The 26,580-nt window shown below is 68.8% G+C and carries 25 protein-coding genes and 1 pseudogene; 13 read left to right on the top strand and 13 right to left on the bottom strand.

What is annotated here, in order from left to right; genetic code table 11:
- Positions 1–60 precede the first annotated feature (60 nt).
- Positions 61–1,536 carry a replicative DNA helicase gene (gene dnaB, locus ACY0PA_RS21810; protein ID WP_473086171.1) on the top strand — a complete coding sequence of 492 codons (1,476 nt, stop codon included), beginning with the start codon at positions 61–63 and terminating at the stop codon, positions 1,534–1,536.
- A gap of 112 nt (positions 1,537–1,648) precedes the next feature.
- Complete coding sequence (locus ACY0PA_RS21805) at positions 1,649–3,034, top strand: serine hydrolase domain-containing protein (RefSeq protein ID WP_473086170.1); 1,386 nt, start codon at positions 1,649–1,651, stop codon at positions 3,032–3,034.
- A gap of 120 nt (positions 3,035–3,154) precedes the next feature.
- Here ACY0PA_RS21805 and ACY0PA_RS21800 read toward each other — a convergent pair whose 3' ends face one another.
- Positions 3,155–3,607: a GNAT family N-acetyltransferase gene (locus tag ACY0PA_RS21800; protein ID WP_100597199.1), complete on the bottom strand. Its 453-nt coding sequence runs from the start codon at positions 3,605–3,607 to the stop codon at positions 3,155–3,157.
- Between the two features lie 73 nt (positions 3,608–3,680).
- Complete coding sequence (locus ACY0PA_RS21795; protein WP_473086169.1) at positions 3,681–4,139, bottom strand: MarR family winged helix-turn-helix transcriptional regulator; 459 nt, start codon at positions 4,137–4,139, stop codon at positions 3,681–3,683.
- 141 nt (positions 4,140–4,280) lie between these two features.
- Here ACY0PA_RS21795 and ACY0PA_RS21790 point away from each other — a divergent pair, with 141 nt between their 5' ends.
- The gene (locus ACY0PA_RS21790) at positions 4,281–5,495 is read left to right on the top strand and encodes an MFS transporter (RefSeq protein WP_473086168.1); all 1,215 of its coding nucleotides are present in this window, start codon (positions 4,281–4,283) and stop codon (positions 5,493–5,495) included.
- Between the two features lie 93 nt (positions 5,496–5,588).
- The gene (locus ACY0PA_RS21785) at positions 5,589–6,011 is read left to right on the top strand and encodes a GlcG/HbpS family heme-binding protein (protein WP_473086167.1); all 423 of its coding nucleotides are present in this window, start codon (positions 5,589–5,591) and stop codon (positions 6,009–6,011) included.
- A gap of 112 nt (positions 6,012–6,123) precedes the next feature.
- Here the strand turns inward: ACY0PA_RS21785 and ACY0PA_RS21780 are convergent, their stop codons facing one another.
- Positions 6,124–6,990, bottom strand: a complete 867-nt coding sequence (locus tag ACY0PA_RS21780) for a GNAT family N-acetyltransferase (protein WP_473086166.1) — start codon at positions 6,988–6,990, stop codon at positions 6,124–6,126.
- Positions 6,991–6,995: 5 nt separating this feature from the next.
- The gene (locus tag ACY0PA_RS21775; RefSeq protein WP_473086165.1) at positions 6,996–7,529 is read right to left on the bottom strand and encodes a DUF2269 domain-containing protein; all 534 of its coding nucleotides are present in this window, start codon (positions 7,527–7,529) and stop codon (positions 6,996–6,998) included.
- Positions 7,530–7,606: 77 nt separating this feature from the next.
- Here ACY0PA_RS21775 and ACY0PA_RS21770 point away from each other — a divergent pair.
- Both ACY0PA_RS21770 and ACY0PA_RS21765 read left to right on the top strand, forming a co-directional pair.
- A pseudogene (locus tag ACY0PA_RS21770) lies at positions 7,607–8,002 on the top strand (hypothetical protein); the annotation flags it as partial.
- A gap of 395 nt (positions 8,003–8,397) precedes the next feature.
- Positions 8,398–9,966, top strand: coding sequence for a globin domain-containing protein (locus ACY0PA_RS21765; protein ID WP_473086164.1), 1,569 nt, complete (start codon positions 8,398–8,400; stop codon positions 9,964–9,966).
- Between the two features lie 98 nt (positions 9,967–10,064).
- Here ACY0PA_RS21765 and ACY0PA_RS21760 read toward each other — a convergent pair whose 3' ends face one another.
- The 5 genes from ACY0PA_RS21760 to ACY0PA_RS21740 all read right to left on the bottom strand — a co-directional run bounded on the left by ACY0PA_RS21760 (position 10,065) and on the right by ACY0PA_RS21740 (position 13,819).
- A complete protein-coding gene (locus ACY0PA_RS21760) occupies positions 10,065–10,547 on the bottom strand; it encodes an NUDIX domain-containing protein (RefSeq protein ID WP_473086163.1) in 483 nt (160 codons plus the stop codon).
- Positions 10,548–10,662: 115 nt separating this feature from the next.
- On the bottom strand, positions 10,663–11,568 hold the full coding sequence (locus ACY0PA_RS21755; RefSeq protein ID WP_473086162.1) for a LysR family transcriptional regulator: 906 nt from the start codon (positions 11,566–11,568) through the stop codon (positions 10,663–10,665).
- 236 nt (positions 11,569–11,804) lie between these two features.
- The gene (locus ACY0PA_RS21750; protein ID WP_473086161.1) at positions 11,805–12,941 is read right to left on the bottom strand and encodes a cystathionine gamma-lyase; all 1,137 of its coding nucleotides are present in this window, start codon (positions 12,939–12,941) and stop codon (positions 11,805–11,807) included.
- Positions 12,938–13,429, bottom strand: a complete 492-nt coding sequence (locus tag ACY0PA_RS21745) for a low molecular weight protein-tyrosine-phosphatase (RefSeq protein ID WP_473086160.1) — start codon at positions 13,427–13,429, stop codon at positions 12,938–12,940. Before ACY0PA_RS21745 ends, ACY0PA_RS21750 begins: the two co-directional genes overlap by 4 nt.
- A gap of 9 nt (positions 13,430–13,438) precedes the next feature.
- On the bottom strand, positions 13,439–13,819 hold the full coding sequence (locus ACY0PA_RS21740) for a phage holin family protein (protein ID WP_100597188.1): 381 nt from the start codon (positions 13,817–13,819) through the stop codon (positions 13,439–13,441).
- 80 nt (positions 13,820–13,899) lie between these two features.
- Between ACY0PA_RS21740 and ACY0PA_RS21735 the strand changes: the two genes are divergently transcribed.
- From ACY0PA_RS21735 to ACY0PA_RS21720, 4 genes are all read left to right on the top strand, one after another.
- Complete coding sequence (locus ACY0PA_RS21735) at positions 13,900–14,217, top strand: cupin domain-containing protein (RefSeq protein WP_473086159.1); 318 nt, start codon at positions 13,900–13,902, stop codon at positions 14,215–14,217.
- 144 nt (positions 14,218–14,361) lie between these two features.
- Complete coding sequence (locus tag ACY0PA_RS21730) at positions 14,362–14,574, top strand: DUF5326 family protein (RefSeq protein WP_100597186.1); 213 nt, start codon at positions 14,362–14,364, stop codon at positions 14,572–14,574.
- 356 nt (positions 14,575–14,930) lie between these two features.
- A complete protein-coding gene (locus tag ACY0PA_RS21725) occupies positions 14,931–15,644 on the top strand; it encodes an IclR family transcriptional regulator (protein WP_473086393.1) in 714 nt (237 codons plus the stop codon).
- Between the two features lie 100 nt (positions 15,645–15,744).
- Positions 15,745–16,206: an SsgA family sporulation/cell division regulator gene (locus tag ACY0PA_RS21720; protein WP_100597185.1), complete on the top strand. Its 462-nt coding sequence runs from the start codon at positions 15,745–15,747 to the stop codon at positions 16,204–16,206.
- Positions 16,207–16,285: 79 nt separating this feature from the next.
- Here the strand turns inward: ACY0PA_RS21720 and ACY0PA_RS21715 are convergent, their stop codons facing one another.
- On the bottom strand, positions 16,286–17,638 hold the full coding sequence (locus ACY0PA_RS21715) for a YibE/F family protein (protein ID WP_473086158.1): 1,353 nt from the start codon (positions 17,636–17,638) through the stop codon (positions 16,286–16,288).
- A gap of 220 nt (positions 17,639–17,858) precedes the next feature.
- Between ACY0PA_RS21715 and thiC the strand changes: the two genes are divergently transcribed.
- Entirely contained in the window at positions 17,859–19,643 is a 1,785-nt protein-coding gene (thiC, locus tag ACY0PA_RS21710; RefSeq protein WP_473086157.1) for a phosphomethylpyrimidine synthase ThiC, read from the top strand.
- A gap of 93 nt (positions 19,644–19,736) precedes the next feature.
- Here thiC and ACY0PA_RS21705 read toward each other — a convergent pair whose 3' ends face one another.
- The 3 genes from ACY0PA_RS21705 to ACY0PA_RS21695 form a co-directional block, all read right to left on the bottom strand.
- Positions 19,737–20,609: a hypothetical protein gene (locus ACY0PA_RS21705; protein ID WP_473086156.1), complete on the bottom strand. Its 873-nt coding sequence runs from the start codon at positions 20,607–20,609 to the stop codon at positions 19,737–19,739.
- Between the two features lie 183 nt (positions 20,610–20,792).
- A complete protein-coding gene (locus tag ACY0PA_RS21700; RefSeq protein WP_473086155.1) occupies positions 20,793–21,989 on the bottom strand; it encodes a metallophosphoesterase family protein in 1,197 nt (398 codons plus the stop codon).
- 218 nt (positions 21,990–22,207) lie between these two features.
- A complete protein-coding gene (locus ACY0PA_RS21695; RefSeq protein ID WP_473086154.1) occupies positions 22,208–23,320 on the bottom strand; it encodes a LacI family DNA-binding transcriptional regulator in 1,113 nt (370 codons plus the stop codon).
- Between the two features lie 412 nt (positions 23,321–23,732).
- Between ACY0PA_RS21695 and hisC the strand changes: the two genes are divergently transcribed.
- Positions 23,733–24,812, top strand: coding sequence for a histidinol-phosphate transaminase (hisC, locus tag ACY0PA_RS21690; RefSeq protein WP_473086153.1), 1,080 nt, complete (start codon positions 23,733–23,735; stop codon positions 24,810–24,812).
- A 215-nt stretch (positions 24,813–25,027) separates the two neighbouring features.
- Positions 25,028–26,560: a cytochrome ubiquinol oxidase subunit I gene (locus ACY0PA_RS21685; RefSeq protein WP_473086392.1), complete on the top strand. Its 1,533-nt coding sequence runs from the start codon at positions 25,028–25,030 to the stop codon at positions 26,558–26,560.
- The last annotated feature ends 20 nt before the right edge of the window (positions 26,561–26,580 follow it).

The following is a 26,580-nucleotide window of genomic DNA, read 5'->3' as shown; positions in this document are numbered from 1 at the left end:
CCGTGCCGTAAGAAAGAGGGCACGGCGAGGTCCGCCCGGCGGACTGGAGGAGGTGGCCCGGTGAGTATCTCCGAGCCTTTGGACGACCCCTGGGCCGACAGCGGTCCCAGTGACCGTCTGCCTGCCTCCCGCCAGCGTGGCAGCAGCGGGCGGGGGCGCGAGGAGCAGCACGACCGCGGTGGCGACGGCGGCTGGGACGACGGAACTCCGTCCTTCGAGCGGGTACCGCCCCAGGACCTCGATGCCGAGCAGTCCGTACTCGGTGGCATGCTCCTGTCCAAGGACGCGATCGCCGACGTCGTCGAGGTGATCAAGGGCCACGATTTCTACCGCCCCGCGCACGAAACTATCTTCACCGCGGTTCTCGACCTGTATGCGAAGGGCGAGCCGGCCGACCCGATCACGGTCGCGGCCGAGCTCACCAAGCGTGGCGAGATCACCAAGGTCGGTGGCGCATCGTATCTGCACACCCTCGTCCAGACGGTTCCGACGGCGGCGAACGCCGAGTACTACGCTGAGATCGTCCACGAGCGTGCGGTTCTGCGCCGGCTCGTCGAGGCGGGCACGCGCATCACGCAGATGGGATATGCGGCCGACGGCGACGTCGACGAGATCGTGAACAGTGCGCAGGCCGAGATCTACGCGGTCACCGAGCAGCGCACCAGCGAGGACTACCTCCCGCTCGGCGACATCATGGAGGGTGCGCTCGACGAGATCGAGGCGATCGGCTCCCGCAGCGGCGAGATGACCGGTGTGCCCACCGGGTTCACCGACTTCGACTCCCTGACGAACGGCCTGCACCCCGGTCAGATGATCGTCATCGCCGCCCGTCCCGCCATGGGTAAGTCCACCCTGGCGCTCGACTTCGCCCGGACCGCCTCGATCAAGCACAACCTGCCCAGCGTCATCTTCTCCCTGGAAATGGGCCGGAACGAGATCGCGATGCGTCTGCTGTCCGCGGAGGCACGGGTCGCGCTGCACCACATGCGCTCCGGCACCATGACAGACGAGGACTGGACCCGGCTCGCCCGCCGGATGCCCGAGGTCTCGGCGGCACCGCTCTATATCGACGACTCGCCGAACCTGTCGATGATGGAGATCCGCGCGAAGTGCCGTCGCCTCAAGCAGCGCAATGACATCAAGCTCGTGATCATCGACTATCTGCAGCTGATGCAGGCCGGTGGTTCGAAGCGCTCCGAGAGCCGTCAGCAGGAGGTCTCGGACATGTCGCGAAACCTGAAGCTGCTCGCCAAGGAGCTGGAAGTGCCGGTCATCGCGCTCTCCCAGCTGAACCGTGGCCCCGAGCAGCGCACGGACAAGAAACCGATGGTGTCCGACCTGCGTGAATCCGGCTCGATCGAGCAGGACGCGGACATGGTGATCCTGCTGCACCGCGAGGACGCCTACGAGAAGGAGTCACCCCGCGCCGGCGAGGCGGACATCATCGTGGGCAAGCACCGTAACGGTCCGACGGCAACGATCACGGTCGCCTTCCAGGGTCACTACTCGCGCTTCGTGGACATGGCGCAGACCTGATCCCGTACGACCTGCTCCCGCACGACCGCAACCGCACGGCATGGACGTGCGACCTGCAGCTGCCGGCCTAAAAGCGGTCGACGCCTGGCGGTCAGCGGGGTGGACTTGGGGCATGACGACATCCTCTGAAGAGCTGCTGCCCACGACGCGCCGAGCCCTCTTGCACCGCATTGCCACCGCTCAGGCGGAAGGCCGTTCCCCTTCGCTGGTGGCCGCGGTCGTTCGCGAGGGGGAGCTGGTGTGGAGCGGTGGGCGTACCTGTGTGGACGGGCATGCTCCGGACGAGCACGTGCAGTACCGGATCGGCTCGATCACCAAGACGTTCACGGCCGTGCTGGTGCTGAGGCTGCGGGACGAGGGTGTGCTCGACCTCGGGGACCCGTTGGAGAAGCATCTGCCGGGCACCGGCGCCGGCCAGGTCACCATTGCCGAACTCCTGGCGCACACCGGTGGGTTGGCGGCCGAGACTCCTGGTCCTTGGTGGGAGCGTTCGTCGTCCTCGCTGCGTCCCGAGCTCGCCGATGTGCTGGGCGAGAAGCCGTTCAGACATCCGGTCGGCAAACAGCATCACTACTCCAACCCCGGCTACACGTTGCTGGGTTCGCTGGTCGAGGCGTTGCGCGGCGCTGCGTGGGTGGACGTCCTGCGTCGCGAGGTCCTGGAGCCGCTCGGTCTGGACCGGACGAGCGGGCAGCCGCAGACCCCGCATGCCGGTGGATGGGCCGTGCATCCCTGGGCCGATGTGATGATGCCGGAGCCCGCGGAGGATCTGGGTCTGATGGCTCCTGCTGGACAACTCTGGTCGACGGCAGCGAACTTGGGGCGGTTCGCCGTGTTCCTGATGGAGGGCGACGACCGGGTTCTGAGTGCGCAGTCCGTACGTGAGATGCGTACGCCCGCCGCGCCCACGCTGTCGGGGGACTGGGACTCCTCGTACGGCCTCGGTCTTCAGCTGGTACGGAGGAATGGCCGGGTGCTGGCCGGGCACGGTGGTTCGCTGCCCGGGTTTGTGGCGGGGCTGTGGCTGAGCGAGGAGGACGGTCTGGCCGCGGTCACGCTCGCCAACTGCACCTCGGGCGTGCCCGCATCGACGGTCAGCACGGACCTTCTCCGTATCGTCGCCGAGGCCGAGCCACGCATCCCCGAGCCGTGGCGGCCCCTGCCGGACGTCGATGCGACGGTGCTGGAGCTCGCCGGGCCCTGGTACTGGGGGACGCAGAGCACGGTGCTGCGGCTGACGGCCGACGCAGGAGTCTCGCTCGGACCGCTGACGGGTGGGGCGCGGGACTCGCGATTCCGCCCGAACGGCGATGGCACCTGGACCGGGCTGGACGGCTACTACGCGGGGGAACTCTTGCGCGTCGAGCGCCGGCCCGACGGGTCGGTGAGCCACCTCGATCTCGGATCGTTCGTCTTCACGCGTGAGCCGTACGAGAAGGGGGCGCCGGTACCCGGCGGCGTGGACCCGGAAGGTTGGCGAGGGCTTCCTCGGCCCTAGCCGGTCTTGTTTCCAGTCAGGGTTGCTCCTGTTCGGCCTAGTTCCTGGTCGGGATGGTGAAGGGGCCGGGTGGTCGTCTGTTTCACGTGAAACAGACGACCACCCGGCCCCTCGGCGTTGTCAGAGCTGGAGCTTGAAGCCCACATGCGAAGCCTCGAAACCCAGTCGCTCGTAGAAGCGATGGGCGTCGGTCCGGGTGGCGTCGGAGGTCAGCTGCACCAACTGACAGTTCTGACGGCGGGATTCATCCACGGCCCACTCGATGAGCAACGTACCGAGCCCGCTGCCACGCTCGTCCGCGTGGATGCGGACGCCCTCGATGATCGAGCGCGTGGAGCCCTTCCGGGAGAGCCCGGGGATGACGGTGAGCTGAAGGGTGCCGACAGTGCGCCCCTCGCGCACGGCGACGGCCAGGTGCTGGTTGGGGTCCCCGGCGATGCGTGCGTGCGCCTCCAGGTATGGCGTGAGGTCGTCCGGGGACTCGCGGCGGGCGCCCAGGGGGTCGTCCGCCAGCATCTCCACGATGGCCGGGATGTCGGCGGCCACGGCAGGCCGTATCTCAAGATCTCCCATGGCCGCAGCCTATGCGGCCATGGTGCGTCAGTCCTGGACCGCCGGGCGTCCCACGGCCCTTCGAGGTGTCGTCTCAGGCGGGGAGGCGTACGGCTTCCACCGCGCGGACCAGCGGGGCGAGTTCGGGGTTCCTGGCCGCCTCGTCGAGTGCCTCGCGCAGGGCGGTGTCATTGGTGGGCCGCGCATCGGCGAGCAGAGCCAGCCCCGTCTCGCTCACGTCCGTGTAGATGCCGCGACGGTCGGTGGGGCAGAGGTATCGGGCGAGCAGACCGCGGTCCTCCAGACGCGTCACCAGGCGCGTGGTGGCGCTCTGGCTGAGGACAACGGCGTCCGCGACCTGCTTCATCTGCAGGTGACCGCCTTCACCGTCGTGCTGGCGGCTGAGGACATCGAGCAGTGAGTACTCCCGCACGCTCAGGTCGTGCTTGGCCTGCAGAGCGCGCTCGATGTGGGTCTCGATCCTCCCGTGGAGCAGGGAGAGGGCGCACCAGCCCTGGGCCAGGGCGGTGAGTGCGGGGTCTGTGGCGGTCATGGCTCTAGTTCCTCCGTCCCGAAGCGGCTGAACCCAGGATAGTCCACACGCGAAATTGTCGGCGCTTGCAAGTAGAGCGCGTCTGCAAGTATTGTGAACGCACGCAAAGCGCACCTGCAACAGTCTGGGAAGGTGAACCCTATGCCTCTCGCGCTTCTGGCTCTCGCGATCGGGGCCTTCGGGATCGGAACCACGGAATTCGTGATCATGGGGCTGCTCCCCGAGGTCGCGGGTGACTTCGGCGTCTCCATCCCCACGGCCGGATTTCTGGTCACCGGCTACGCCCTCGGCGTCATGTTCGGTGCCCCCCTCATGACGATTCTGGGCACCCGCATCTCGCGCAAGCGGATGCTGCTGCTCTTGATGGGCCTGTTCATCCTGGGCAACGTGCTCTCCGCGGTGGCGCCCGTCTTCCTGGTCATGGTGATCGGCCGCGTGGTCGCCTCACTCGCGCACGGCGCCTTCTTCGGAATCGGCGCGGTCGTCGCGGCCGAGCTGGTCGCCCCCGAGAAGAAGGCCGGAGCCATCGCCATGATGTTCACCGGCCTGACCGTCGCCAACGTCGTCGGCGTACCCCTGGGCACGCTCATCGGCCAGAGCGTCGGCTGGCGCGTCACCTTTGTGGCCGTCGCGGCGCTCGGAGTCATCGGACTGCTCGGCATCGCCAAGCTCGTCCCCGACATGCCCAAGGCCGAAGGCGTCCACCTGCGGGACGAACTCGCCGCTTTCAAGAACGTCCAGGTCCTGCTGGCGATGGCCATGACCGTGCTCGGGTTCGGTGGAGTCTTCGCCGCCATCACTTACATCGCACCGATGATGACGAACGTCGCCGGTTACGCCGACACGTCGGTGACCTGGCTCCTCGTCCTGTTCGGCCTCGGCATGGTCGTGGGCAACCTGATCGGCGGCAAGTTCGCAGACCGCAAGCTGATGCCGATGCTGTACGTCGCACTGAGCGGGTTGGCCGTCGTGCTCGCCCTGTTCACGCTGACCGCCCACAACAAGGTCCTGGCGGCGATCTCGATCGCGCTGATCGGCGCTCTCGGTTTCGCCACGGTGCCGCCGCTGCAGAAGCGGGTCCTCGATCAGGCCCACGGCGCCCCCACGCTGGCCTCCGCGGTCAACATCGGCGCCTTCAATCTCGGCAACGCTCTCTCGGCCTGGCTCGGCGGCATCGTCATCGCGGCCGGCCTCGGCTACACGGCCCCCAACTGGGTAGGCGCCGTCCTCGCCGCCGCCGCACTCGTCCTGGCCGTCGTGTCCGCCGGCCTTGAGCGCCAGTCCAAGGCCTCGAGCCCGGTCGTCGCAAGCGCGACTCCCGAAGGGGCCCGGCAGGCGGAACCCGCTCACAGCTGAGCGGCCCACAGACCCTCACTTCACCCCCACCCCCGGGGCCAGCGTCGTCCCCGCACCCGTTCCACCGCACATCCCCGCAAGGAGAAATCCCTCATGAGCACCACCACGGCTGTCGCGCCGCTGACCATCCAGGACGCGGAGATCCTCGTGACCGCCGCCCGTCGTGCGGCCGAGTCCGGCGGAGTGAACGTCAGCGTCACCGTTCTCGACGCCGGCGGACACCTGCTCGCCTTCCGGCGCGACGACCGGGCCGTGCTGATCTCCGGCGAGACCAGCACCCGCAAGGCGTACACCGCCCTCCAGTTGAGCGCCCCGACCGCGGACCTCGTCGACCTGGTCAAGCCCGACGGCCCGTTCCACAGCCTGCCCACCGCCTTGGACCGACCGTTGCTCTTCATCGCGGGCGGCATCCCCGTCCATCGCGACGGTCACCTCATCGGCGCGGTCGGTGTCGGCGGCGGCGCACCGGAGCAGGATCACGGGTTCGCCACGGCAGCCGTGGCAGAGCTCGTCTGACGCTCAACGAGGCCTGAGCGCGACGCGCCTCCCCACACAGAAGTCCGCCCCTGGACGCCGTGAACCCACGGTGTTCAGGGGCGGACTTCATCGCAGGCGCCGCCCGGTCAGGTCAGCCCGCGGCGACCGTCAGGGGCGCGAAACGGCGCGTCCAGTCGCCGGGGAGTTCGGGGGCGCCGTAGGTCATCACAGCGTTGAAGGCCTGGGACTCCATGCCTCGTGCCTTGATCCACGTCAGCAGTTCCTCATGGCGCACGTCGATGTCGGTACGCAGGGGGCGATCCGTACCGGCGGCGAGCGAGGTGACGAGCGCCTTCGCCGTCTCGGTGTCGCGTGCGATCAGCGGGCCGATGACATGGGTGTCCATGTTGGGCCAGGCGGCCGCGAAGCCGATGAGTTCGCCTCTGTCCTCGGCCACGCGCAACTGGTCTGCGAAAGCCGGGAGGCGGGTCAGGACGTGGGTGCGGTCGGGGCCGAAGACCTCTGCGTCCAGGCGAAGCATGGCCGAGAGATCCTCAGCGGTCGCGGCGCGCGTGGCCACGGACGGCGTCGGTCCACCAGGGGTGAAGCGTCCCCGTACCATCTCCGCACGCCCGGTGACCTTGAAGCCCAGCCCTTCGTAGAGCGGGCGGCCGTACGGGGTCGCGTGCAGAGTGAGCGGTGTGGTGTCCGCCTGCTCGGCGACGTACTGCATGAGGCGGCGGCCGATGCCGCGGCGGGCGTGGCGTTCGGCGACGAGCACCATGCCGATGGCGCTCAGCGCGGGCCGGTTCGGCGGGCCGTAGTCGGTCACCACACAGGCGCTCACCAGGCCCCCGTCGGGGTCGTCGATGCCGTAGCCGGTGCCGGCCGCGAGCAGCAGGCCCCACTTGTGTTCCTCGCGGGGCCAGCCGCGGTCCTCGGAGAGATCGGCGCACGCCGTGAGGTCGCGCGGGGTGAGCCGGCGGATGGGCAGATCGGAGAGGGGAGGTGTCGACACGCAGGTCAGGCTGACTGACGCAGCCGGTCCGCGTCCACCGCTTTGCGGGCAGCGTGTTGCTTTCGGCCACGTCGCGTCAGTCCCCATGGCTTGAGCACCGAGATCACCGTCATGAAGAGATAGGCGGTCAGGGAGACAATGGGGCCGGCCACCAGATCGCTCGGCTGGGGCAGCGGAGTACCTGCCATGACCGTCGCGACCGCGGCGTTGACGCCGGGACGCAGCGCGAAGATCGAGGCGGCGGTTGTGGCGAGCGTGAGCCAGAACTTGGCATAGACCCAGCGGTGCCGGGCGAGGCCCCAGAGGGTGCCCAGTGACAGCAGCAGGCCGCTCAGCAGAGTGAGCAGAGCGAGCGGGATCACCAGCCAGTCCGTGAAGACCTTCATGGCGCGGCAGGCGGCCTCGACCATCGGGTCGGAACCCGTGGTGATCGCCGTGACGGCGAGCGCGAGCAGGCCGAGTGTGAGCCCCAGCCAGCAAGCGGAGGACGTCACATGGACGACGAGGGTGGCCCGGCGAGCGGGACGGCGTAGTTTCACGTGAAACACAGTGCCGGGAGTGCCCCATCGAGGGCGTCCGACAGAGGGAGTAACCCCGGGTACTAGCCTCGGCGTACATGGCGAGGCTGCAGCTCTTCGATCTGGACGGAACGCTGCTGCACGACGTCGGTGCCCGTGGAAATCTCCCGTCAACTGGGGCTCGTGGCCGAGATGGTGGCCCTGGACCGTGAGATCGGCGAGCAGCGCATCGGACCGCCGGAGTACGCGCGGCGGGTGCATGCCCTGCTCGGCGCCGCGGCGAAGGTGAAGATCGCGGACCGGATCTGTGAAAGTTTGGGGTGCCACGGGCCGCTTGCATTGCCTGCGGCGACTCGTTCTCCGATGTGGAGCTGTTCGGCGCCGTGCCGGTATCGGTCGCGATCAATGTGGATCAGCATGTCGCGGGTCTGGCGACTCACTCGTATGCCGGCCGCGATCTGCGGGAGGCATGCGAATTGGTGCGGCACGCCCGCCAATTGAGGGATTGCAGGGGCATATCCCCTGTCGAATTCCTTGCTGGGCAAGGGGGACTTGTGTGTTTGGCGGCTGCCGGTATGGTCGACTCCGGTCCGAGGCCGGCGCGCTCGGCGCATCCCGGGCCATGCACGCAGGCCAAGTAGACAGCCTAACGGGACGGAGAGATCGAAGACCTGCTATTTCCGCTATGCGGCTTGCGGGGTCGCGCCGGATGGCACGCTGCGGTGAGGAACTGCGGGCAATGTCACATTCCTCCCTTACTTGTCCGTAGCGGACCGGAATGCGGGTTCACTTGGGCCGCCGCATTCTGCCGCGGCAGAACGGGGAAAGAGCGACTTCCGATCGCGGGAGTACGCAGACCGACCGAAAGATGTTCGAGGCGAGGCACAGCATGGACGCTCCGACCACTACGTCGGCCGACTCCGGTTCCGGCGGCGGGGGCGGTTGGTTCACTCCGCGCAAGGCGCCGCCCACCGGCCCGGGCACGGGCCAGGACACGCAGTCAGAGGGGCGCAAGGTCACGCCGATACGGCCCGTGGGCCGGCCCGAGCGAATATCGGACGACCACGCGGAGACGGTGCCCGCGCAGAGCCCCGCCCCGGCGGCGGAGGCCGCACCCGTACCTCAGCACGTGTCGGCCCCCGGCCCGCGCCCCCGCCAGGCCGCCCCCGGCGGGAACGCGCGCCCTACCCAGCCCGGCTCGGACGCGACCGCGCGCCCCCACGCCGCCCAGCACGGACCAGGGTCGAGCCCCGGGCACCCGCCGCACTCCGCGCCTCCGGCACCGGCACCGGCACCGGAGCCCACGGCAGAGGCCACCCCCCGCCCCGCACCCGCGCCTGAAGCCTCCCCCGACGCGCGGCTCATCCGCCGCACGCTGGAGGAGGTCGGCCCCGACGCCGACAAGGTCACCTCGTACTTCTACGCGCTGCTCTTCGTGCGCCACCCCGAACTGCGGCCCCTGTTCCCCGCCTCGATGGACACCCAGCGCGACAGGCTCCTCAAGGCCCTGCTGACGGCGGCCGAGCACGCCGACAACAAGAGCGTCCTCGTCCCGTACCTGCAGAACCTGGGCCGTGGGCACCGCAAGTACGGCACGCAGCCTGAGCACTACCCCGCGGTCGGCGAGTGCCTGATCGGCGCGCTGACCCGGTACGCGACGACGACGTGGGACGAGGAGACGGAGGCGGCCTGGGTGCGCACGTACACGACGATCTCCCAGGTCATGATCGACGCGTCGGCAGCGGACGAGCTGCGCGCGCCCGCGTGGTGGTACGGCGAGGTGGTCTCCCACGACCTGAGGACCCCGGATATCGCCGTGGTCACGGTCCGGCCCGACCAGCCGTACCCGTTTCTCGCCGGGCAGTACACGAGCCTGGAGACGCCTTGGTGGCCGCGGATCTGGCGGCACTACTCCTTCGCCTCGGCGCCCCGCTCCGACGGGCTGCTCTCGTTCCATGTGAAGGCCGTCCCTGCGGGGTGGGTCTCTAACGCACTCGTGCACCGCGCCCGTCCCGGCGATGTGATCCGGCTCGGCCCGCCCTCCGGTTCGATGACGGTGGACCACAGCTCCGACAGCGGGCTGCTCTGTCTCGGCGGAGGCACCGGGATCGCGCCCATCAAGGCCCTCGTCGAGGACGTCGCCGAGCATGGCCAGCGGCGCCGGGTCGAGGTGTTCTACGGGGCTCGCACCGATCACGACCTGTACGACATCGACACGATGCTGCGTCTCCAGCAGACCCACCCGTGGCTGGCGGTCCGCCCGATCGTCGATCAGCAGGCCCATCTGCAACTGCCCGACGCGGTACGCGAGTACGGTCCCTGGAACGAGTACGACGCCTATCTGTCGGGCCCCCCTGGCATGATCCGCAACGGGGTCGACGCCCTGCGGGACATCGGGATCCCGATGGACCGGATCCGCCACGACTCCGTGGAGGAGCTCGTCGCGACCGGCAACTGACGTCGGCAGCTGAGTGCCGGGCTCGAAGAAGGCCGCGTCCAGCAGGCGCCACCAGACCAGGCCCGCGGCTCCAGCCCTGAAGTCCCGGCCCCGCCCCGTCAGCCCAGGTCAGGCGCGTGCATCGCCCGTACACCCTCGATGTTGCCGTCCAGATAGTGCCGCAGGGACAGCGGGACGAGATGGACCGAGGCGATGCCGACGCGGGTGAAGGGCACCCGCACGATCTCGTACTCGCCGCACGGCTCCTCGATCTCGGGGCCGTGCCGCTGGCTGTCGTCCATCGACTCGAGGCGGCAGACGAAGAAGTGCTGGACCTTCACGCCAGTGGCGCCGCCGTCCTCACCGATGTGCTCGACGGTGTCCACGAAGCAGGGCACCACATCGAGGATCTTGGCGCCGAGCTCCTCGTGCACCTCGCGGTGCAGGGCGTCGACGACGGTCTCGTCCTCGGGTTCGACCCCGCCGCCGGGGGTCAGCCAGTACGGATCCAGGCCGGGCTTGGTCCGCTTGATCAGGATCAGGTCGTCGCCGTCGAGCAGGACGGCGCGTGCGGTGCGCTTGACCACGGGTCGGACGGTCATGGGAGAAATGTGGCCCCGCCGGTTCCACGTGAAACATCCCGTACCGACCTGGCCTCAGGCCAAGGCCAACTGATCAGCGCTAGTTGATCACCAGGAATCGGTCACCACGAGCGAATCAGCACCAATCGACGGCGGTGCGCAGCAGCCACTCGTGCGCCCGCGCGACGTGCGGCATGGCGAGCGTTCCCGTGCGCACAACAAGGAAGTACGTCCGCAGCGGGGGCACCGGGGGATCGAGCAGGGCCACGACCTCGCCGCGCTCCAGGGCCGGCGCGCAGAGGTAGCGCGGCAGTACCGAGAGCCCGGCACCGGCGATGGTGCAGGCGAGCACCGCGCGTAGATCCGGCACGATGACCCTGCCCGACGTGGCCGGGCGTGAGTCGAAGACAGCGGCCCAGTAGCGGGCGACGAACGGCAGCGACTCGTGTGCCTCGACCAACGGCAGATCCTCCAGCGCGGCGGCGCCGTTGCGGCGCAGGGTGCCGGGCCCTATGCGGGCGGCCCACCGCGGCGAGGCAAGGAGGACGTGCTCCTCGTCGCAGAGCGCAGTCGCGGTGAGCAGGGCGCCGCGGGGGCGGGCTGTCGTGATGGCCAGATCATGATGTCCGGCGCCGAGCCCCTCCAGGACTTCCTCGGCGTTGCCGAAGGAGGCGCGCAGGGCGAAGCTCTGGCCGTCGTCACGGGTGAGCGCGGTGAGGGCGGGCAGCGCACGCTCGGCGGTGAACTCCGGAGGCCCCGCGAGGTGCAGCGTGCGCACCGGCGACTCCTCGTCGATGCCGGTCTCGGTGATCTCCACGAGGGCGTCGAGGTGCGGAGCGGCTTTGTGCGCGAGTTCGTCGCCGATGGATGTGGGGGTCACGCCACGCGCCTGGCGCAGGAACAGGGGGCGGCCCAACTGCCGCTCCAGGGTGCGGATCTGAGATGTCACCGCGGGCTGCGAAAGGCCGAGCAGCGCGGCGGCCCGTGTGAAGGAACCCGCCCGGTGCACGGTCACGAACGTGCGCAGCAGGGCGAGATCCATGGCGGTGCCCTCCTCTCTCGGCCTTCGAGTCGGCTCAACTATAAATATGTCGATAGGTCTCTGTCGCTACCGTGATTGGACACTGACACAGAGTCAACTAGCCTTATGCGCGCGGTTCTTGGCGCGCAGGAACCGGGGACGGTCCGAGCCACGAGGGGGGAGGCTCGGGCCGTCCATCGTGCGTAACCGGTATGAGACCGAGGCCGCGGGCGGCCTGAAGTGGCCCGTGAGGGCCCCTAGATGGCCGCCTCGTCGAGCGCGCGCAGTACATCGGCCACCAGGTCGTCCGGATCCTCGGCACCGGCGGAGAAGCGGATGAAGCCCTCCGGGACATCGTCCCCGCCCCAGCGGCGACGGCGCTCGGCGGTGGACCGCACGCCGCCGAAGCTCGTCGCGTCGTCCACCAGCGTCAGGGACTCCATGAACCGCTCGGCACGCGCGCGCGTGGGCAGCGTGAAGGAGACCACGCACCCGAAGCGCCGCATCTGCTGAGCGGCGATCTTGTGCGACGGATCGTCGGGCAGACCCGGGTAACGCAGGCCCTCGATGTCGTCACGGTCGCGCAGGGCGAGAGCGAGCGCGAGAGCGTTGGCGTTCTGCCGCTCCGCCCTCAACTGGAGCGTGGCGAGGGAGCGATGGGCGAGCCAGGCCTCCATAGGGCCGGGAATCGCGCCGACGATCTTGCGCCAGCCTCGCACCGACGTGGTCAGCTCGGCATCGCGGCAGGTCACGTAGCCGAGCAGGATGTCGCCATGGCCGGTGAGCTGCTTGGTGCCACTGGCCACGGAGAAGTCAGCGCCGAGCTCCAGGGGTCGCTGGCCGAGCGGCGTGGCGAGCGTGTTGTCGACAGCCACCAGGGCGCCACGCGCGTGTGCCGCCTCGGCGAGCCGCCGCACGTCGCACACGTCGAGGCCGGGGTTCGACGGCGTCTCGATCCACAGGAGCTTCGCGCCGTCCAGGACGTCGAGCTGGGCGTCGCCGCCGGTGGGGGCGGTGCGGACCTCGATGCCGAACGCCGTGAGCTGCTCGCGGACGAGCGGGAACACCTGGTAGCCGTCGCTCGGCAGAACGACCACGTCGCCGGCCTTGAGCTGCGAGAACAGCACCGCCGAGATGGCTGCCATCCCGGAGGCGAAGACGAGGGTGTCGACATCCTCCTGGCCGGGTGCCTCGAGCTCGCCGATGGCCCGCTCCAGGTGGGTCCACGTCGGGTTGTCGTCCCGGCCGTACGTATAGGGCCCCGAGACATCGCCCGGCAGGTGGAAGTGTGCGGCGAAGACAGGCCCTGGGAGTGTCGGATCGTTCTTCGAGGCCTCGGGCAGCCCTGCCCGCACTGCCCTTGTGCCGTCCCCGATCTGCGTCGATTGCGTCATGCCGCCCGCCCTTCCAGTGCCACGCGTACCGCGTCGAGCAGACCGTCGCTCGCCGCCTCCACCATTCTCAGGCACTCCTCGAAGCCATCGATGCCGCCGTAGTACGGGTCCGGTACATCCAGGTCTGTCCCAGCCGAAGGGTCGTACGAGCGCAGCAGGCGGACCTTTTCGATGTCCTGCGGGTTCGGTGCCAGCCGGCGCAGGGTGCGCAGATGCCCGGCGTCCAGGGCGATCACCAGATCGAGCCGGGAGAACCACGAGGCGCTGAACTGCCGGGCCGTATGGCCGCTTTCATAGCCGCCGGCCGCCAGCACGGAGACGGTGCGGTGGTCGGCACCGTCCCCCTCGTGCCAGCCGTCGGTGCCCGCGCTGTCCACCTCCACGAGACCGGCGAGACCGGCCTCGTGGACGCGCGCGCGGAAGACCGACTCGGCCATGGGCGAGCGGCAGATGTTGCCGGTGCAGACGAAGCACACACGGAAGGACATGGGGCGGGGTCAGTCCTTGTCGTCGGGCAGGACGACGTTCAGCGCCCAGGAGACGACCGAAATGATCAGGCCACCGAGGACGGCGGTCCAGAACCCCTCGACATGGAAGCTCTGGTTGAACTGGTCGGCCAGCCACGAGGTCAGCAGCAGCATCAGGGCGTTGACCACGAGCGTGATCAGGCCGAGCGTCAGGATGAAGAGCGGGAAGGTGAGGAGCTTCACAATGGGCTTGACCAGGAGATTCACCAGGCCGAACAGCAGCGCCACGATGATCAGCGTGCCGACCTTCTTGCCGGTGCTGTCACCTGTCAGCGTGATCTTGTCGAGCAGCCACACCGCGACAGCAAGGGCCCCCGCGTTGGCGATCGTCTTGACTACGAAATTCTTCATGTGTCTGATCGTGGCAGACGAGACCGGATCATGAGAGCGGCCCTGCGAGGCCGCTCACGGGCAAGAGGCGGACAAGTGGGATGAAGGCATTCCGGCTGGACGAACTGGAAGCGGAACGTGCCGCGAACGACGGTGCGTATCTGCAGTTCCTGCGGGAGCGGAACATGTCGGTCGGGCTCTACGCCCTCGACGCGGGGGCCCAGGACCCGCAGCAGCCCCACCAGCAGGACGAGGTGTATCTCGTCGTCAGCGGTCGCGGTTCGATCACCGTCGGCATGGAGACGACCCAGGTGGCGCGCGGCAGCGTCGTGTACGTGCCGGCCGGGGTGGCCCACAAGTTCCATCACATCAGCGAGGACCTGCGGGTTCTGGTGGTGTTCTCTCCGCCTGAGAGCTGACGGCGGATCTCGGGGTTCCCTAGGGGGTCGCTCAGGGGACGACAAGGGGTCCGCGGCCCCCACAGGGCGCCTCGGCATGCCAGCATCGAATGCAGAAGCCGTATCGAAGCGGTACGGCTCGGGAGAGAGGTAAGGACGATGGCAGTGCGAGAGATCTTCGCGGGCATGCCGTGGTGGGTTAAGTGGGTCGCGGTGCCGGTCATCGCCCTGGTCGTCTTCGGCGGACTGATAGCCAGCGTCGTGGGCTTCGTGATCGGTCTGCTCTTCAAGGTGCTGGTCTTCGTGGCTCTGGTCGGTGGACTCATCTACGTCGTACGGAAGTTCATAACGGGCTCGTCCTCACGCAGCGACTGGTAGCTCTGGGCAACGGTTCGCTCGCGCGGGGGAAGTTTCCTCGCGCGGCCCTCTCGAAGTGCTGGCCAGGGCTAGAGTCCACAACTCGACGGCCGCACCCCCGTGATTCCCGAGAAGCGGGGGGACCCCACGCGCTTCGGGAGTGAACCTTGGCCACGGCTGAACCTCTTTCCGCCGCCCCGTTGTCCGCCGACATCACGTCCCCCGACACCATGTCTGCCGACGCCACGTCACCACACGCGATGCCCCCACCCCTCGGCTGTCGCTCGCACAGCTACGACGGCGTTCAAGCCGAGGCCCACCCCGAGGGCGGCCCGACCGGCGCCCCGCCCACCCTCATCGGTTCCGTCCAGCGCGCGATGCGCCTCCTCGAGGCCGTCGCGTCGCACGAAGAGGGAGCGCCGGCCAAGCAGCTCGCCCGGGAGGCCGGCCTCGCGCTTCCCACGGCGTACCACCTGCTGCGCACGCTCGCCCACGACGGCTATCTCCGCAAGGAGAAGGGCATGTTCGTCCTGGGTGCGGCGGCCGAGCGGCTGAGTAGCAGCGCAGCGCAGCAGAATCGTCGCGGCATGATCACCAACGCCCTGCAGCACTGGCGCGACGCCATCGGCGTCCCGGTGTACTTCTCCGTCTACCGCGAGGGCGAGATCGAGGTGGTGGCCGTCGCCGACACGCCCGGGAATCCGGCGGTCGCGGAATGGGCCGACTTCCGCGAGACGGGGCACGCGCACGCGATCGGCCAGTGCCTCCTCGCGCAGCTCGACGACGAGAGCCGACGCGACCACCTCGACCGCTATCCCGCGTATTCGATCACCCCGTACACGGTGCGTGACGACCGCTCGCTGCTACGACGCCTCAACGGGCTGGGGCGCATGCAACCGGTGGTGGAGCGCCAGGAGTACGCGTTGGGCACGGTCTGCGCGGCGTTTCCCATCACCGTCGGGTCCACCGCGGCCACGATGGCGGTTTCTCTCCCGTCCCATCAGGCCGGTCGTCTGCTGCCCGCGGCACGACAGCTGCAGAACGAAGTCGGAAAACTCGTCAGGACACTCGCCTTCTCAATCAGCATCTGAAAACTCACTCCTTGTGATCCCGCATGTACGTTAAGCAAGATGCGAAGGGTGCCGGGAAGGTTATTCCCGGCCAATCGACGGCAAATTGACGGGGTAGGCGATGCGCGAGTCGGTACAGGCAGTACAAGCAGAGGTCATGATGAGCTTCCTCGTCTCCGAGGAACTCTCGTTCCGCATCCCGGTGGAGCTGCGGTACGCCGCCGCTGATCCCTACGCTGTGCGGCTGACCTTCCACCTCCCCGGGGACGCCCCGGTGACCTGGGCCTTCGGCCGAGAACTTCTGGTGGACGGCGTGGCCGGTCCCTGTGGCGACGGCGATGTGCGCATCGAGCCGGTGGAACTGGCCGGCAGACCGGGCGAGATGCCGGGCGAGGTGCACATCAGGCTCCAAGTGGGCGGTGACCAGGCGCTGTTCCGGGCGGGCGTCGCTCCCCTCGTCGCTTTCCTCGACCGCACCGACAAGCTGGTACCGCTCGGCCAGGAGCGGGCGCTCGCCGACTTCGAGGCGCATCTCGACGAGGCACTCGACCGGATCCTCGCCGAGGAGCAGAGCGCCGGCTGACGGGCTCCAGGAGTCCGCGGACCATCAACTGACGTAACGCTTCAGCAGACCGGTGCCCTCGGGGTGTCCTCGCAGGGGTTCAGCGCTTCCGTCGCCGGCCCCTTCCTCCGCGTGCCGGACCGGCCGCGGCAGCGGACGGGGATCCCGGCCGGTCGGCCGAGACGACCAGGGCCGCGAGCGCGGTCGTCACGGGTACCGAGGCGACCAGCCCGATAGAGCCCACCAAAGTCCGCACGATCTCCACGGCCACCAGCTCACTGTTGGCGACGGTCCCGACACTGCTCTGCGCGATCGAGAAGAGCAGCAACAGCGGCAGCGCCGCGCCCGCGTACGCCAGGACGAGCGTGTTGACCACGGACGCGATGTGGTCGCGGCCGATCCGGATGCCCGCGCGGTACAGACCGCGCCAGCCCATCGTCGGGTCCGCCTGATGCAGCTCCCACACCGCCGACGTCTGCGTGACCGTCACATCGTCGAGCACACCGAGCGAACCGATGATGACGCCGGCGAGCAGCAGACCACTCATGTCGATGGACGGGTAAAGACCGTGGATCAGGCCCGTGTTGTCGTCCGTGTTGCCGGTCAGCGCCGCCCAGCCGATGAACAGCGAGCCGAGCAGACCGATCAGGACCAGCGACACGAGCGTGCCGAGCACCGCGACCGACGTCCGGGCCGTCAGGCCGTGACACAGATAGAGCGCGATCAGCATGATGGCGCTCGCCCCGATCACCGCCACCACCAGCGGATTCGAGCCCTGCAGGATCGCGGGCAGGATGAAGAAGGTCAGCACCATGAAGCTGATCGCCAGCGCGACGAGCGCCATGACGCCCCGCAGCCGGCCCACGACGACCACCGCCAGCGCGAAGATCCCGGCGAGCAGCGCCATCGGGAGCCCGCGGTCCACATCGGTGACGGAGTACTGAAGTTCCTTGGGCGCGTCGGGCGCGTAGGCCACAATCACCTTCTGGCCCTCGTGCAACTGCCGTGGTGAGTCCGGCTGCACGATCTCCGTGAACGTACGGCCGGTGTCCTTGCCGCTGTCTACGCGGACCGTGGTTTTCTCGCACGTGCCCTTCGCCTGCTGCTCGGCGGTCTGGCCCTCGGCGGTCGACGTATCGCCGGTGGGGGTGTCGCCGGAGGCGTTGACGGACTTGCAGTCGACCTTGTCGACCTTGGTGACGGTGCCCTGTTGGGTCTGGCGATCGAAGCCGACACCGGTACGGGCGTGGGACGGGGCGCCGCCGGGCCAGAGCACCACGAGGCCGACCACGACCGCCACGGAGAACGGGATCAGTACCGCGGCGATGACCTTGCGCAAGTGCTTGGAAACGGGTGCGGCGGGGCCGTGGCTGTGGGAGTGCCCGTGTTCGGCGCTCCCCTGGCCATGGGGCGGCTGCGGCGGCATGGACGGAGGCTGCGGCGTGCTGGTCACCGCCCGATCATCGCAAGAACGGCAGGGGCCCTCTGTTCAGCACGCCAGAAATGACGCTAGCGTGGGGGCACCTTTGCACACGCGGGAGCTCGGAGCACCGGGCTGAGAGGGCGCTGACCTCCGCTTCGGCGATGTTTCACATGAAACATCGCCCGACGGAAGCCGCTGCGTCGACCGCCGAACCTGTTACCGGGTAATGCCGGCGTAGGGAGTAGGTCTCATGACCACATCGGACGCACGCACGCCTGCCTCCAACCTGTCCGCAGAGACGGGCGAGGCCGGGAAGTCCATCGGCTGGCACAAGGGGTACGTCACGGGCTCACGCCCCGACCTCCAGGTGCCGGTCCGCCAGGTGCACCTCACCAACGGCACGGCGGTCACGCTCTACGACACGTCCGGGCCGTACACCGATCCGAGTGTCGACACCGACGTCCGCAGGGGCCTTGCCCCGCTGCGGGCGAACTGGATCACCGGCCGCGGCGACACCGAGGAGTACTCGGGCCGCCCGGTCCTCCCCGAGGACGACGGCATCAAGCACACCTCTCCGCGCGGCGGCCTGCGCAACCTCGACGCGGTCTTCCCCGGCCGCCCCCGTCAGCCTCGGCGTGGGCGGGACGGCCGGGCCGTGACCCAACTCGCGTACGCCAGGCGTGGGGAGATCACGCCCGAGATGGAGTACGTGGCCATCCGGGAGAACGTGGAACCCGAGATCGTCCGCGAGGAGATCGCCGCGGGCCGGGCGGTCCTGCCGGCCAACGTCAACCACCCGGAGATCGAGCCGATGATCATCGGCAAGCGGTTCCTGGTGAAGGTCAACGCCAACATCGGCAATTCCGCGGTCACTTCGTCGATCGAGGAGGAGGTGGAGAAGATGACCTGGGCGACCCGCTGGGGCGCCGACACCGTCATGGACCTCTCCACCGGCCGCAACATCCACACAACGCGCGAATGGGTCCTGCGCAACTCCCCCGTCCCGATCGGCACGGTGCCGCTCTACCAGGCGCTGGAGAAGGTCGACGGCCGCGCCGAGGAGCTGACCTGGGAGATCTACAAGGACACGGTCATCGAGCAGGCCGAGCAGGGCGTGGACTACATGACGGTCCACGCCGGTGTGCGGCTGCCGTACGTCCCGCTCACCGCGAACCGCAAGACGGGCATCGTCTCGCGCGGCGGTTCGATCATGGCCGCCTGGTGCCTGGCGCACCACAAGGAGAGCTTCCTCTACGAGAACTTCGCGGAGCTCTGCGAGATCCTCGCGGCGTACGACGTCACGTACTCGCTGGGTGACGGCCTGCGGCCCGGCTCGATCGCGGACGCCAACGACGAGGCGCAGTTCGCCGAGCTGAAGACGCTTGGAGAGCTCAACACGATCGCGAAGAGCTTCAACGTCCAGACGATGATCGAGGGTCCCGGGCACGTCCCGATGCACAAGATCAAGGAGAACATCGACCTTCAGCAGGAGGTGTGCGAGGAGGCGCCCTTCTACACACTCGGCCCGCTGACGACCGACATCGCCCCCGCGTACGACCACATCACCTCCGGCATCGGAGCCGCGATGATCGCGTGGTGGGGGACGGCCATGCTCTGCTACGTCACGCCCAAGGAGCACCTGGGCCTGCCGAACAGGGACGACGTCAAGACCGGCGTCATCACCTACAAGATCGCGGCCCACGCGGCGGACCTCGCCAAGGGGCACCCGGGCGCCCAGGAGTGGGACGACGCGCTCTCCGACGCGCGGTTCGAGTTCCGCTGGGAGGACCAGTTCAATCTGGCCCTCGACCCGGACACGGCACGGGAGTTCCACGACGAGACGCTCCCGGCCGAACCGGCGAAGACGGCCCACTTCTGCTCGATGTGCGGTCCGAAGTTCTGCTCGATGAAGATCTCCCAGGACATCCGCCGGCAGCACGGCGGGACGCAGAGTGAGATCGAGGAGGGCATGGCGGAGAAGTCCAAGGAGTTCGCCGCCGCGGGCAACCGGGTCTATCTGCCGATCGCGGACTGACCTCGCCCACGCCCACGCGGGCGCCGTGCGCTGTCCACCGGTCGCCTTTCGAGGCCGGTGGACAGGGTGTTCCGGGACCAACCCCTGTCGGACCTAGTCCGGCTTGTGGTCCGGGCCTCCGAAGTCGGGGCTTGTGAAGTCCGGGCTCGAGTACGTCGGGCGCGGGCCGGCAGGGGAGGCGCCGTCGGTGCCCGGGCTGCTGAACCCGGGCCTGTTGTACCCGAGGTGCGGCATGCGGCCCGCTGCTCCGGGGCCGCCCCCGCGATGGGCGGTGGCCGGCGGTGGTTCCGCGAGTGCCTCCCGGAGGAACGGCAGGATGCCGCGCTCCAGGAGCACAAGGCACCAGGCTTCCCTGGCCCGGTCCACCTCCTCGTTCGACTCGGTGTGCGCGCCGGCCTGCAAGGACGTCGAGCCGTTACGCAGAGCGGTGAGCAGGAGACCCACTCCGGCGACGAGGATGCCCGCCACCGTGAGCGCGCCGAACACCCAGCCGGCCGTCAACAGGGTCTGGGCGAACGCCGGTTCCGGATCGAGCATCTTCAGGATGTAGCCGACGAGCAGGAAGATCGCGGCGGCCGTCCCGGCGAGCACGGGGGCGAGCACCGCGACGACGGCTATGACGCCGGCGCCGGTGGTCCCTGCCACCTCGCCCACGGTGGCGGCCAGGCCGGTCGCTCCGCCGCCGGATTCCGCCGCGCTCTCTCCTTCGCGCAGCGGACGCACGGGCCGGGGCGAGGCGCGCAGGTCGGCGCGGACCTTCACGTAGTTCTGGTACTCGGTCGCGGCGGCGGCCGTGATCAGTGCGGTGGCGTTGAGCGCCATGGTGCGCAGTTGTTCGGGGTTGAGCCGCTGACCCACTGCGGCGAGATCAGGGCGGTCCGGTGCGGTACGCAGCGCGTCATCGAGGATCCGCTCGAACTCGGGGCGGTCCTCGTTCAGCAGGTGCGGAGCGCTGTTCATGTGCATCCCCCGATGCTCCGTAGGGCTTGGGGGCTCGCATGGGTACGAGCCGTCGGGCAGAAACGGAGGGGAGCCTGCTACGGATAAGCCGATGGTAGAGCGGTGACGGCACGCGGTGACAGGGGGTTTCCCGAATTCGGCCCGGTGGCCGGACTGAGCCCCCGTTCGGTGCGCCTGCCCGGGGAACGCCTAGCTATCCATGGGGAGTTGCTGGACCAGCAGCTTTCCGGCCATGGTCACTCCGCCGTCCATCGCGATCGCGCGCCCGCCCGCGTACACATGCGGGCCCTCGATCTGCGGGCGGCTGTCCTCGGATCCGTCCGCCGCGTCCTCGGTGCCTACCTCGCCGAGGAGGTACGGGATGGGGCTGTGGCCGTGGACGACGCGTGCACCGCCGTAGGTGTCGAGGAGCTCACGCACGGCTTCGGGTCCGGATTCGTCGCGGAACGCGAAGCGTTTGGTGAATTTGCGGAAGAGGTCCCAGCACTCGTCCGCGTCGTTACGCGTGAGGGTCTCGCGGACCGTGTCGTTGACCGCCTCGATCGAGTCGCCGTAGTCGAGGTACGAGGTCGTGTCGGAGTGCATCAGGAGGTGGTCGTCCTCCAGCTCGATCGCGTCGAGCCGGGACATCCACTGGAGATGGACGTCCTGGAGGCGGTCCATGTCCGACTTCTGCCCGCCGTTGAGCAGCCAGGCCGCCTGGAAAGTGGCGGTGCCGGCGCCCGAGTTGACCGGGGTGTCGCCGAAGCGCTTGGCGCCGAGCAGGAGCAGTTCGTGGTTGCCCATGAGGGCCTTGCAGTAGCCGCCGGCGGCCGCGGCCTCCGCGGACAGGCGCATCACGAGGTCGATGACGCCGATGCCGTCGGGCCCGCGGTCCGTGAAGTCGCCGAGGAACCAGAGCCGGGCGGTGCCGGCCGACCAGCTGCCCTCGGCGTCGATGAGGCCCTGCTCGTACAGGGCCGCGATCAGCTCGTCGAGGTAGCCGTGCACGTCGCCAACGACGTACAGCGGGCCGAGCCCCTCGGCGGGACGGGGCGCCGGCTCGGTGTCGATCTGCACCTGGACCGTGTCACCGCGGTTGATGACCGGCAGGTCGCGCTGGGTGGGCGTGTACCCGTCGGGCTGGTCGAACGCGGGGTCCTGAGGGGACGGCTCCGCGTAAGAGGGCTCCGGGTGCGACGCATCCGGGCGTGACGCCGATGGGTAGGACGGCTCCTGGTGAGCGGGATCCGTTTCCGCCTGCGCGGGCACGGCCGGGGCGGGCGGAGCGGGGTCATGGCCGGGCTCCTGGACGTACGCCGGTACGTCATGGACGTACGCCGGAACGCGGAAGTCGCGCAGCGTCGCCGTGCGCACCTCGGGTCCCTGACCGGCCCCCTGAGTCATCGACCCCTCCACCACCATTGCGCCGCCTCTGCACCCGATCGGACTGCCTGGTCGCAGCGGCCCGCGGTGTCGTGCGCCCATCATAGGAATGCGGCTCGCGCTGTGTGATGCACCAGGGGTGGTGAATCGGATCCGGGTGGCTGTTCACCGTGCTTTTCTCCCGAATTGGTACGGGCTTTTCCGGGTGGTCTTCGGGGTGACCACCCGGAAGCCGTTGTTCAGCCGTGTCCCGGGGAGCGGGGCGGGCTGACCGTCGTGCGGGGCGGACGGCGCTGTGACGAGGTCCGGACGATGAGTTCCGTCGGTATCACCTGCTCGACCGGCTGGTCCGATTCAACCCCTTCGATGGCGTCGATCAGTAGCTGGACGACCGCGGTGCCGATGCGCCGGGGCTTGAGCGAGAGGGTCGTGATGGGCGGTTCAGTGGTGGCGTAGACGGTCGATTCGCTGCAGCAGACGAGCAGCAGGTCCTCGGGGACGCGCAGGCCGTACCGGCGGGCGGCGGCGAGCAGGTCCGTACCGTTGGGGTCGAAGAGTCCGTACACGGCGTCGGGCCGGTCGGGGCGGGCCAGGAGCCGGTCGGCGGCGACGGCCCCCGCGCGCGGGTCGTGCGCGGGATAGGACTCGTACACAGGCTCCTGCCCGATCCGCTCGCACCAGTGCAGGTACGCGGAGGTGGACAGATGGGTGTACGTGTCCGTGGTCGTGCCGGTGAGCAGTCCGATGCGGCGGGCCCCCGCGGCGGCGAGGTGGTCGAGGATGCCGAGGACGGCGGCCTCGTGGTCGTTGTCGACCCAGGCGGTGACGGGGAGCGTGCCGGCGGGGCGTCCGTCGGAGACGACGGGCAGACCCTGGCGGACCAGCTCGGTGACCACCGGGTCGTGGTCGGAGGGGTCGATGACGACAGTGCCGTCGAGAGCGACGTTCGACCAGACGTCATGGCGTGAGGTGGCGGGCAGGATGACTAAGGCGTACCCGCGGGCCAGCGCCGCCGAGGTGGCGGCTCTCGCCATTTCCGCGAAGTACGCGAATTCGGTGAAGGTGAAAGGTTCATCCCCGTAGGTCGTGACGGTCAGGCCGATCAGGCCCGACTTTCCGGTACGGAGCGTTCGGGCCGCCGCGGAGGGGCGATAGCCCAACCGGTCGGCGACCTCGCGGACGTGGCGTCGGGTGGCGTCCGGGAGCCGGCCCTTACCGTTGAGCGCGTCGGAGACAGTCGTGATGGAGACCCCGGCGGCGGCGGCAACGTCTCTGATGCCCGCCCGCACTTGCCGGGTGCCCCGGCGGGTGGTCTCTGCCCGGCTCACCTGGTGCTTCCCTGCTGCTGTCATGGCGAGCCGATAGTAGGGCTCATGTGGCGGGGTGGCGTGCGTGCATATGCACGCGTTGACAGGCACGTTTCTGCATGGCCGGAGCGAGTCAATGACCTTGGAAATCAAGGGAGTTGAGCGTGTCGACGCCAGGACGTCACTTGTCGGCGCGCGTGGGCCTGCCAAGTCGGCGATGTTGCGAGTAGGTCTCAACTCACCTTCACGGGGGATGCGCGCCACGGCGCGAGCTACCGGCGTGCGCTGAGAAGGGGAGCGCTCCCCCTCCTCCGTACGCCTACGGAAGGTCCGTGGCCGTAGTCAGGGGTGGTGTCGGACGACCACTCGGGATGTCGGGGGCCCCGGGCCATTGGGGTCTGCCGCGAATCCTCTTAAGGTGAGCAGTATTGAAATGGTGGTCGCGAGGAGGACTGCGGTGAGCGAGACGAGCCCCAAGCTGCGTGCCGAGCTGGAGGGTATTCCCACCTACAAGCCGGGCAAGGCTGCCGCGGTCGGGGGGCCGGTGGCATACAAGCTGTCCTCCAACGAGAACCCCTATCCGCCGCTTCCCGGCGTGATGGAGAGCGCCGTCGCGGCGGCCGGTTCCTTCAACCGTTACCCGGACATGGCCTGCACCGGGCTGATGAACGAGCTGGCGGAACGATTCGCGGTGCCGGTCACGCACCTGGCCACGGGCACCGGCTCGGTCGGGGTCGCGCAGCAGCTGCTCCAGGCGACCAGTGGCCCCGGCGACGAGGTCATCTACGCCTGGCGGTCCTTCGAGGCGTACCCGATCATCACGCAGATCAGCGGCGCCAAGGCGGTGGAGGTGCCGCTGACGCCCGGCGAGGTCCACGACCTCGACGCGATGGCCGACGCGATCACCGACCGCACGCGCCTGATCTTCGTGTGCAACCCGAACAACCCGACCGGCACGGTGGTGCGCCGGGCCGAGCTCGAGCGGTTCCTTGACCGGGTTCCGAGCGATGTCCTGGTCGTGCTCGACGAGGCGTACCGCGAGTTCATCCGTGACGCCGAGGTGCCGGACGGCGTCCAGATCTACCGGGACCGTCCGAATGTCGCCGTGCTGCGGACGTTCTCCAAGGCGTACGGGCTCGCGGGCCTGCGGGTCGGCTTCGCCATCGCCCATGAGCCGGTGGCGGCCGCGCTGCGCAAGACGGCGGTGCCGTTCGGCGTGAGTCAGCTCGCGCAGGACGCGGCGGTCGCCTCGCTGCGGGCCGAGGACGAGTTGCTCGGCCGGGTCGGCTCGCTGGTCTGTGAGCGCAACCGCGTGGTCGAGGCGCTGCGGGCGCAGGGCTGGACCGTGCCCGAGACGCACGCGAACTTCGTGTGGCTGCGGCTGGGGGAGCGCACGGCGGACTTCGCCGCGGCGTGCGAGCAGGCCGGTGTGGTCGTGCGGCCGTTCGCCGGCGAGGGGATGCGGGCCACGATCGCGGAGACCGAGGCCAACGACGTCTTCCTGAACACGGCGGCGGCGTTCCGCAAGGAGCTGTAGACCGGGCGGCTGCGGCCGCTCTGTGGCGCGGTGGGGGTTCCCCGGAGTAAGGGGGGACCCCCCTTCTGCTGTCCGGAGCCGGTAGTACATAATGCTTGTGAATGTGAACGCTTTCACAAGCGTGCCCGGTTGATCCGGAGAGCAGTGGGATTAAAGGGGCAAATTGCCGCTGGACCACGGCGACTTAAGGAGATGACGCAGTGGACCCGACGTTGATGGCTCTGGCGCCGGAAACTCTGGCGCGATGGCAGTTCGGCATCACGACCGTCTATCACTTCCTTTTCGTCCCCCTGACCATCTCGCTCGCCGCCCTGACGGCGATCCTCGAGACGGCCTGGGTGCGGACGGGCAAGGAGCACTACCTCCGGGCGACCAAGTTCTGGGGCAAGCTCTTCCTGATCAACATCGCCATGGGTGTCGTGACCGGCATCGTGCAGGAGTTCCAGTTCGGCATGAACTGGTCGGACTACTCGCGCTTCGTCGGCGACATCTTCGGCGCTCCGCTCGCCTTCGAGGCGCTGATCGCCTTCTTCTTCGAGTCGACCTTCATCGGTCTGTGGATCTTCGGCTGGGACAAGCTCCCGAAGAAGCTGCACTGCGCCACGATCTGGCTGGTGTCCATCGGCACGATCCTGTCGGCGTACTTCATCATGGCCGCCAACTCGTTTATGCAGCATCCGGTCGGCTACCGGATCGTGGAGCGGGACGGCACCAAGCGCGCCGAGCTGACCGACTTCGCCGCCGTGCTCTTCCAGGAGACGGTGCTCGTCAACTTCTGGCATGTGATCAGCGCGTCCATCCTGGTCGGTGGCGCGTTCATGACCGGCATAGCGATCTTCCACCTGCGCAAGAAGCAGCACATCCGCACCATGCGGATGTCGCTGCGCCTCGGCCTGGTGACGGCCATGGTCGGCACGCTCCTCACCGTCGTCAGCGCGGACACGCTCGGCAAGGTGATGTACGAGCAGCAGCCGATGAAGATGTCGGCCGCGGAGGCGCTGTGGGACACGCAGAAGCCGGCGCCGTTCTCGATCTTCGCGTACGGCGATGTCTCCAAGGGCCACAACACGGTCGCCATCGAGGTCCCCGGCGTGCTGTCCTTCCTCGCCAAGAACGACTTCAACGCCGAGATCCCCGGGATCAACGACATCAACAAGGCGGAGCAGGAGAAGTTCGGCCCCGGTGACTACCGCCCCAACATCCCCACCGCCTACTGGTCGTACCGCTGGATGATCGGCTTCGGCGGGGTCTCGATGGCCCTGTGCACGGCGGGTCTGTGGCTCACCCGCCGCAGGTTCTGGCTGGCGCCCGAGCTTCGCACCGGCGAGGACGAAGTGCCCAAGCTGATGCTCACCAAGAACAAGGAGCTGATGCCGAAGCTGGGCATCTGGTGGTGGCGCCTGTCCCAGTGGACGCTGATCTTCCCGGTCATCGGCATCTCCTGGGGCTGGATCTTCACCGAGACCGGGCGCCAGCCGTGGGTGGTCTACGGCGTGCTCAGGACCAGGGACGCGGTCTCCCCCGGCGTCTCGCAGGGCGAGGTGCTCACCTCCCTGATCGTGTTCGCGCTGGTCTACGCCGCGCTTGCCGTCATCGAGGTGAGGCTGATGGTCAAGTACATCAAGCAGGGGCCGCCCGAGCTCACCGAGGCCGACCTCAACCCGCCCACCAAGATCGGCGGCCCCGGATCCGGAGCGGATTCCGGCGACGCTTCCGATGCCGACCGGCCCATGGCCTTCTCGTACTGAGACTGAGGAGCTGCTGAGGC

The sequence above is a fragment of the Streptomyces sp. DS1-CR2 genome (assembly GCF_055760475.1).
This window is presented reverse-complemented; position numbering and strand designations above follow the sequence as displayed.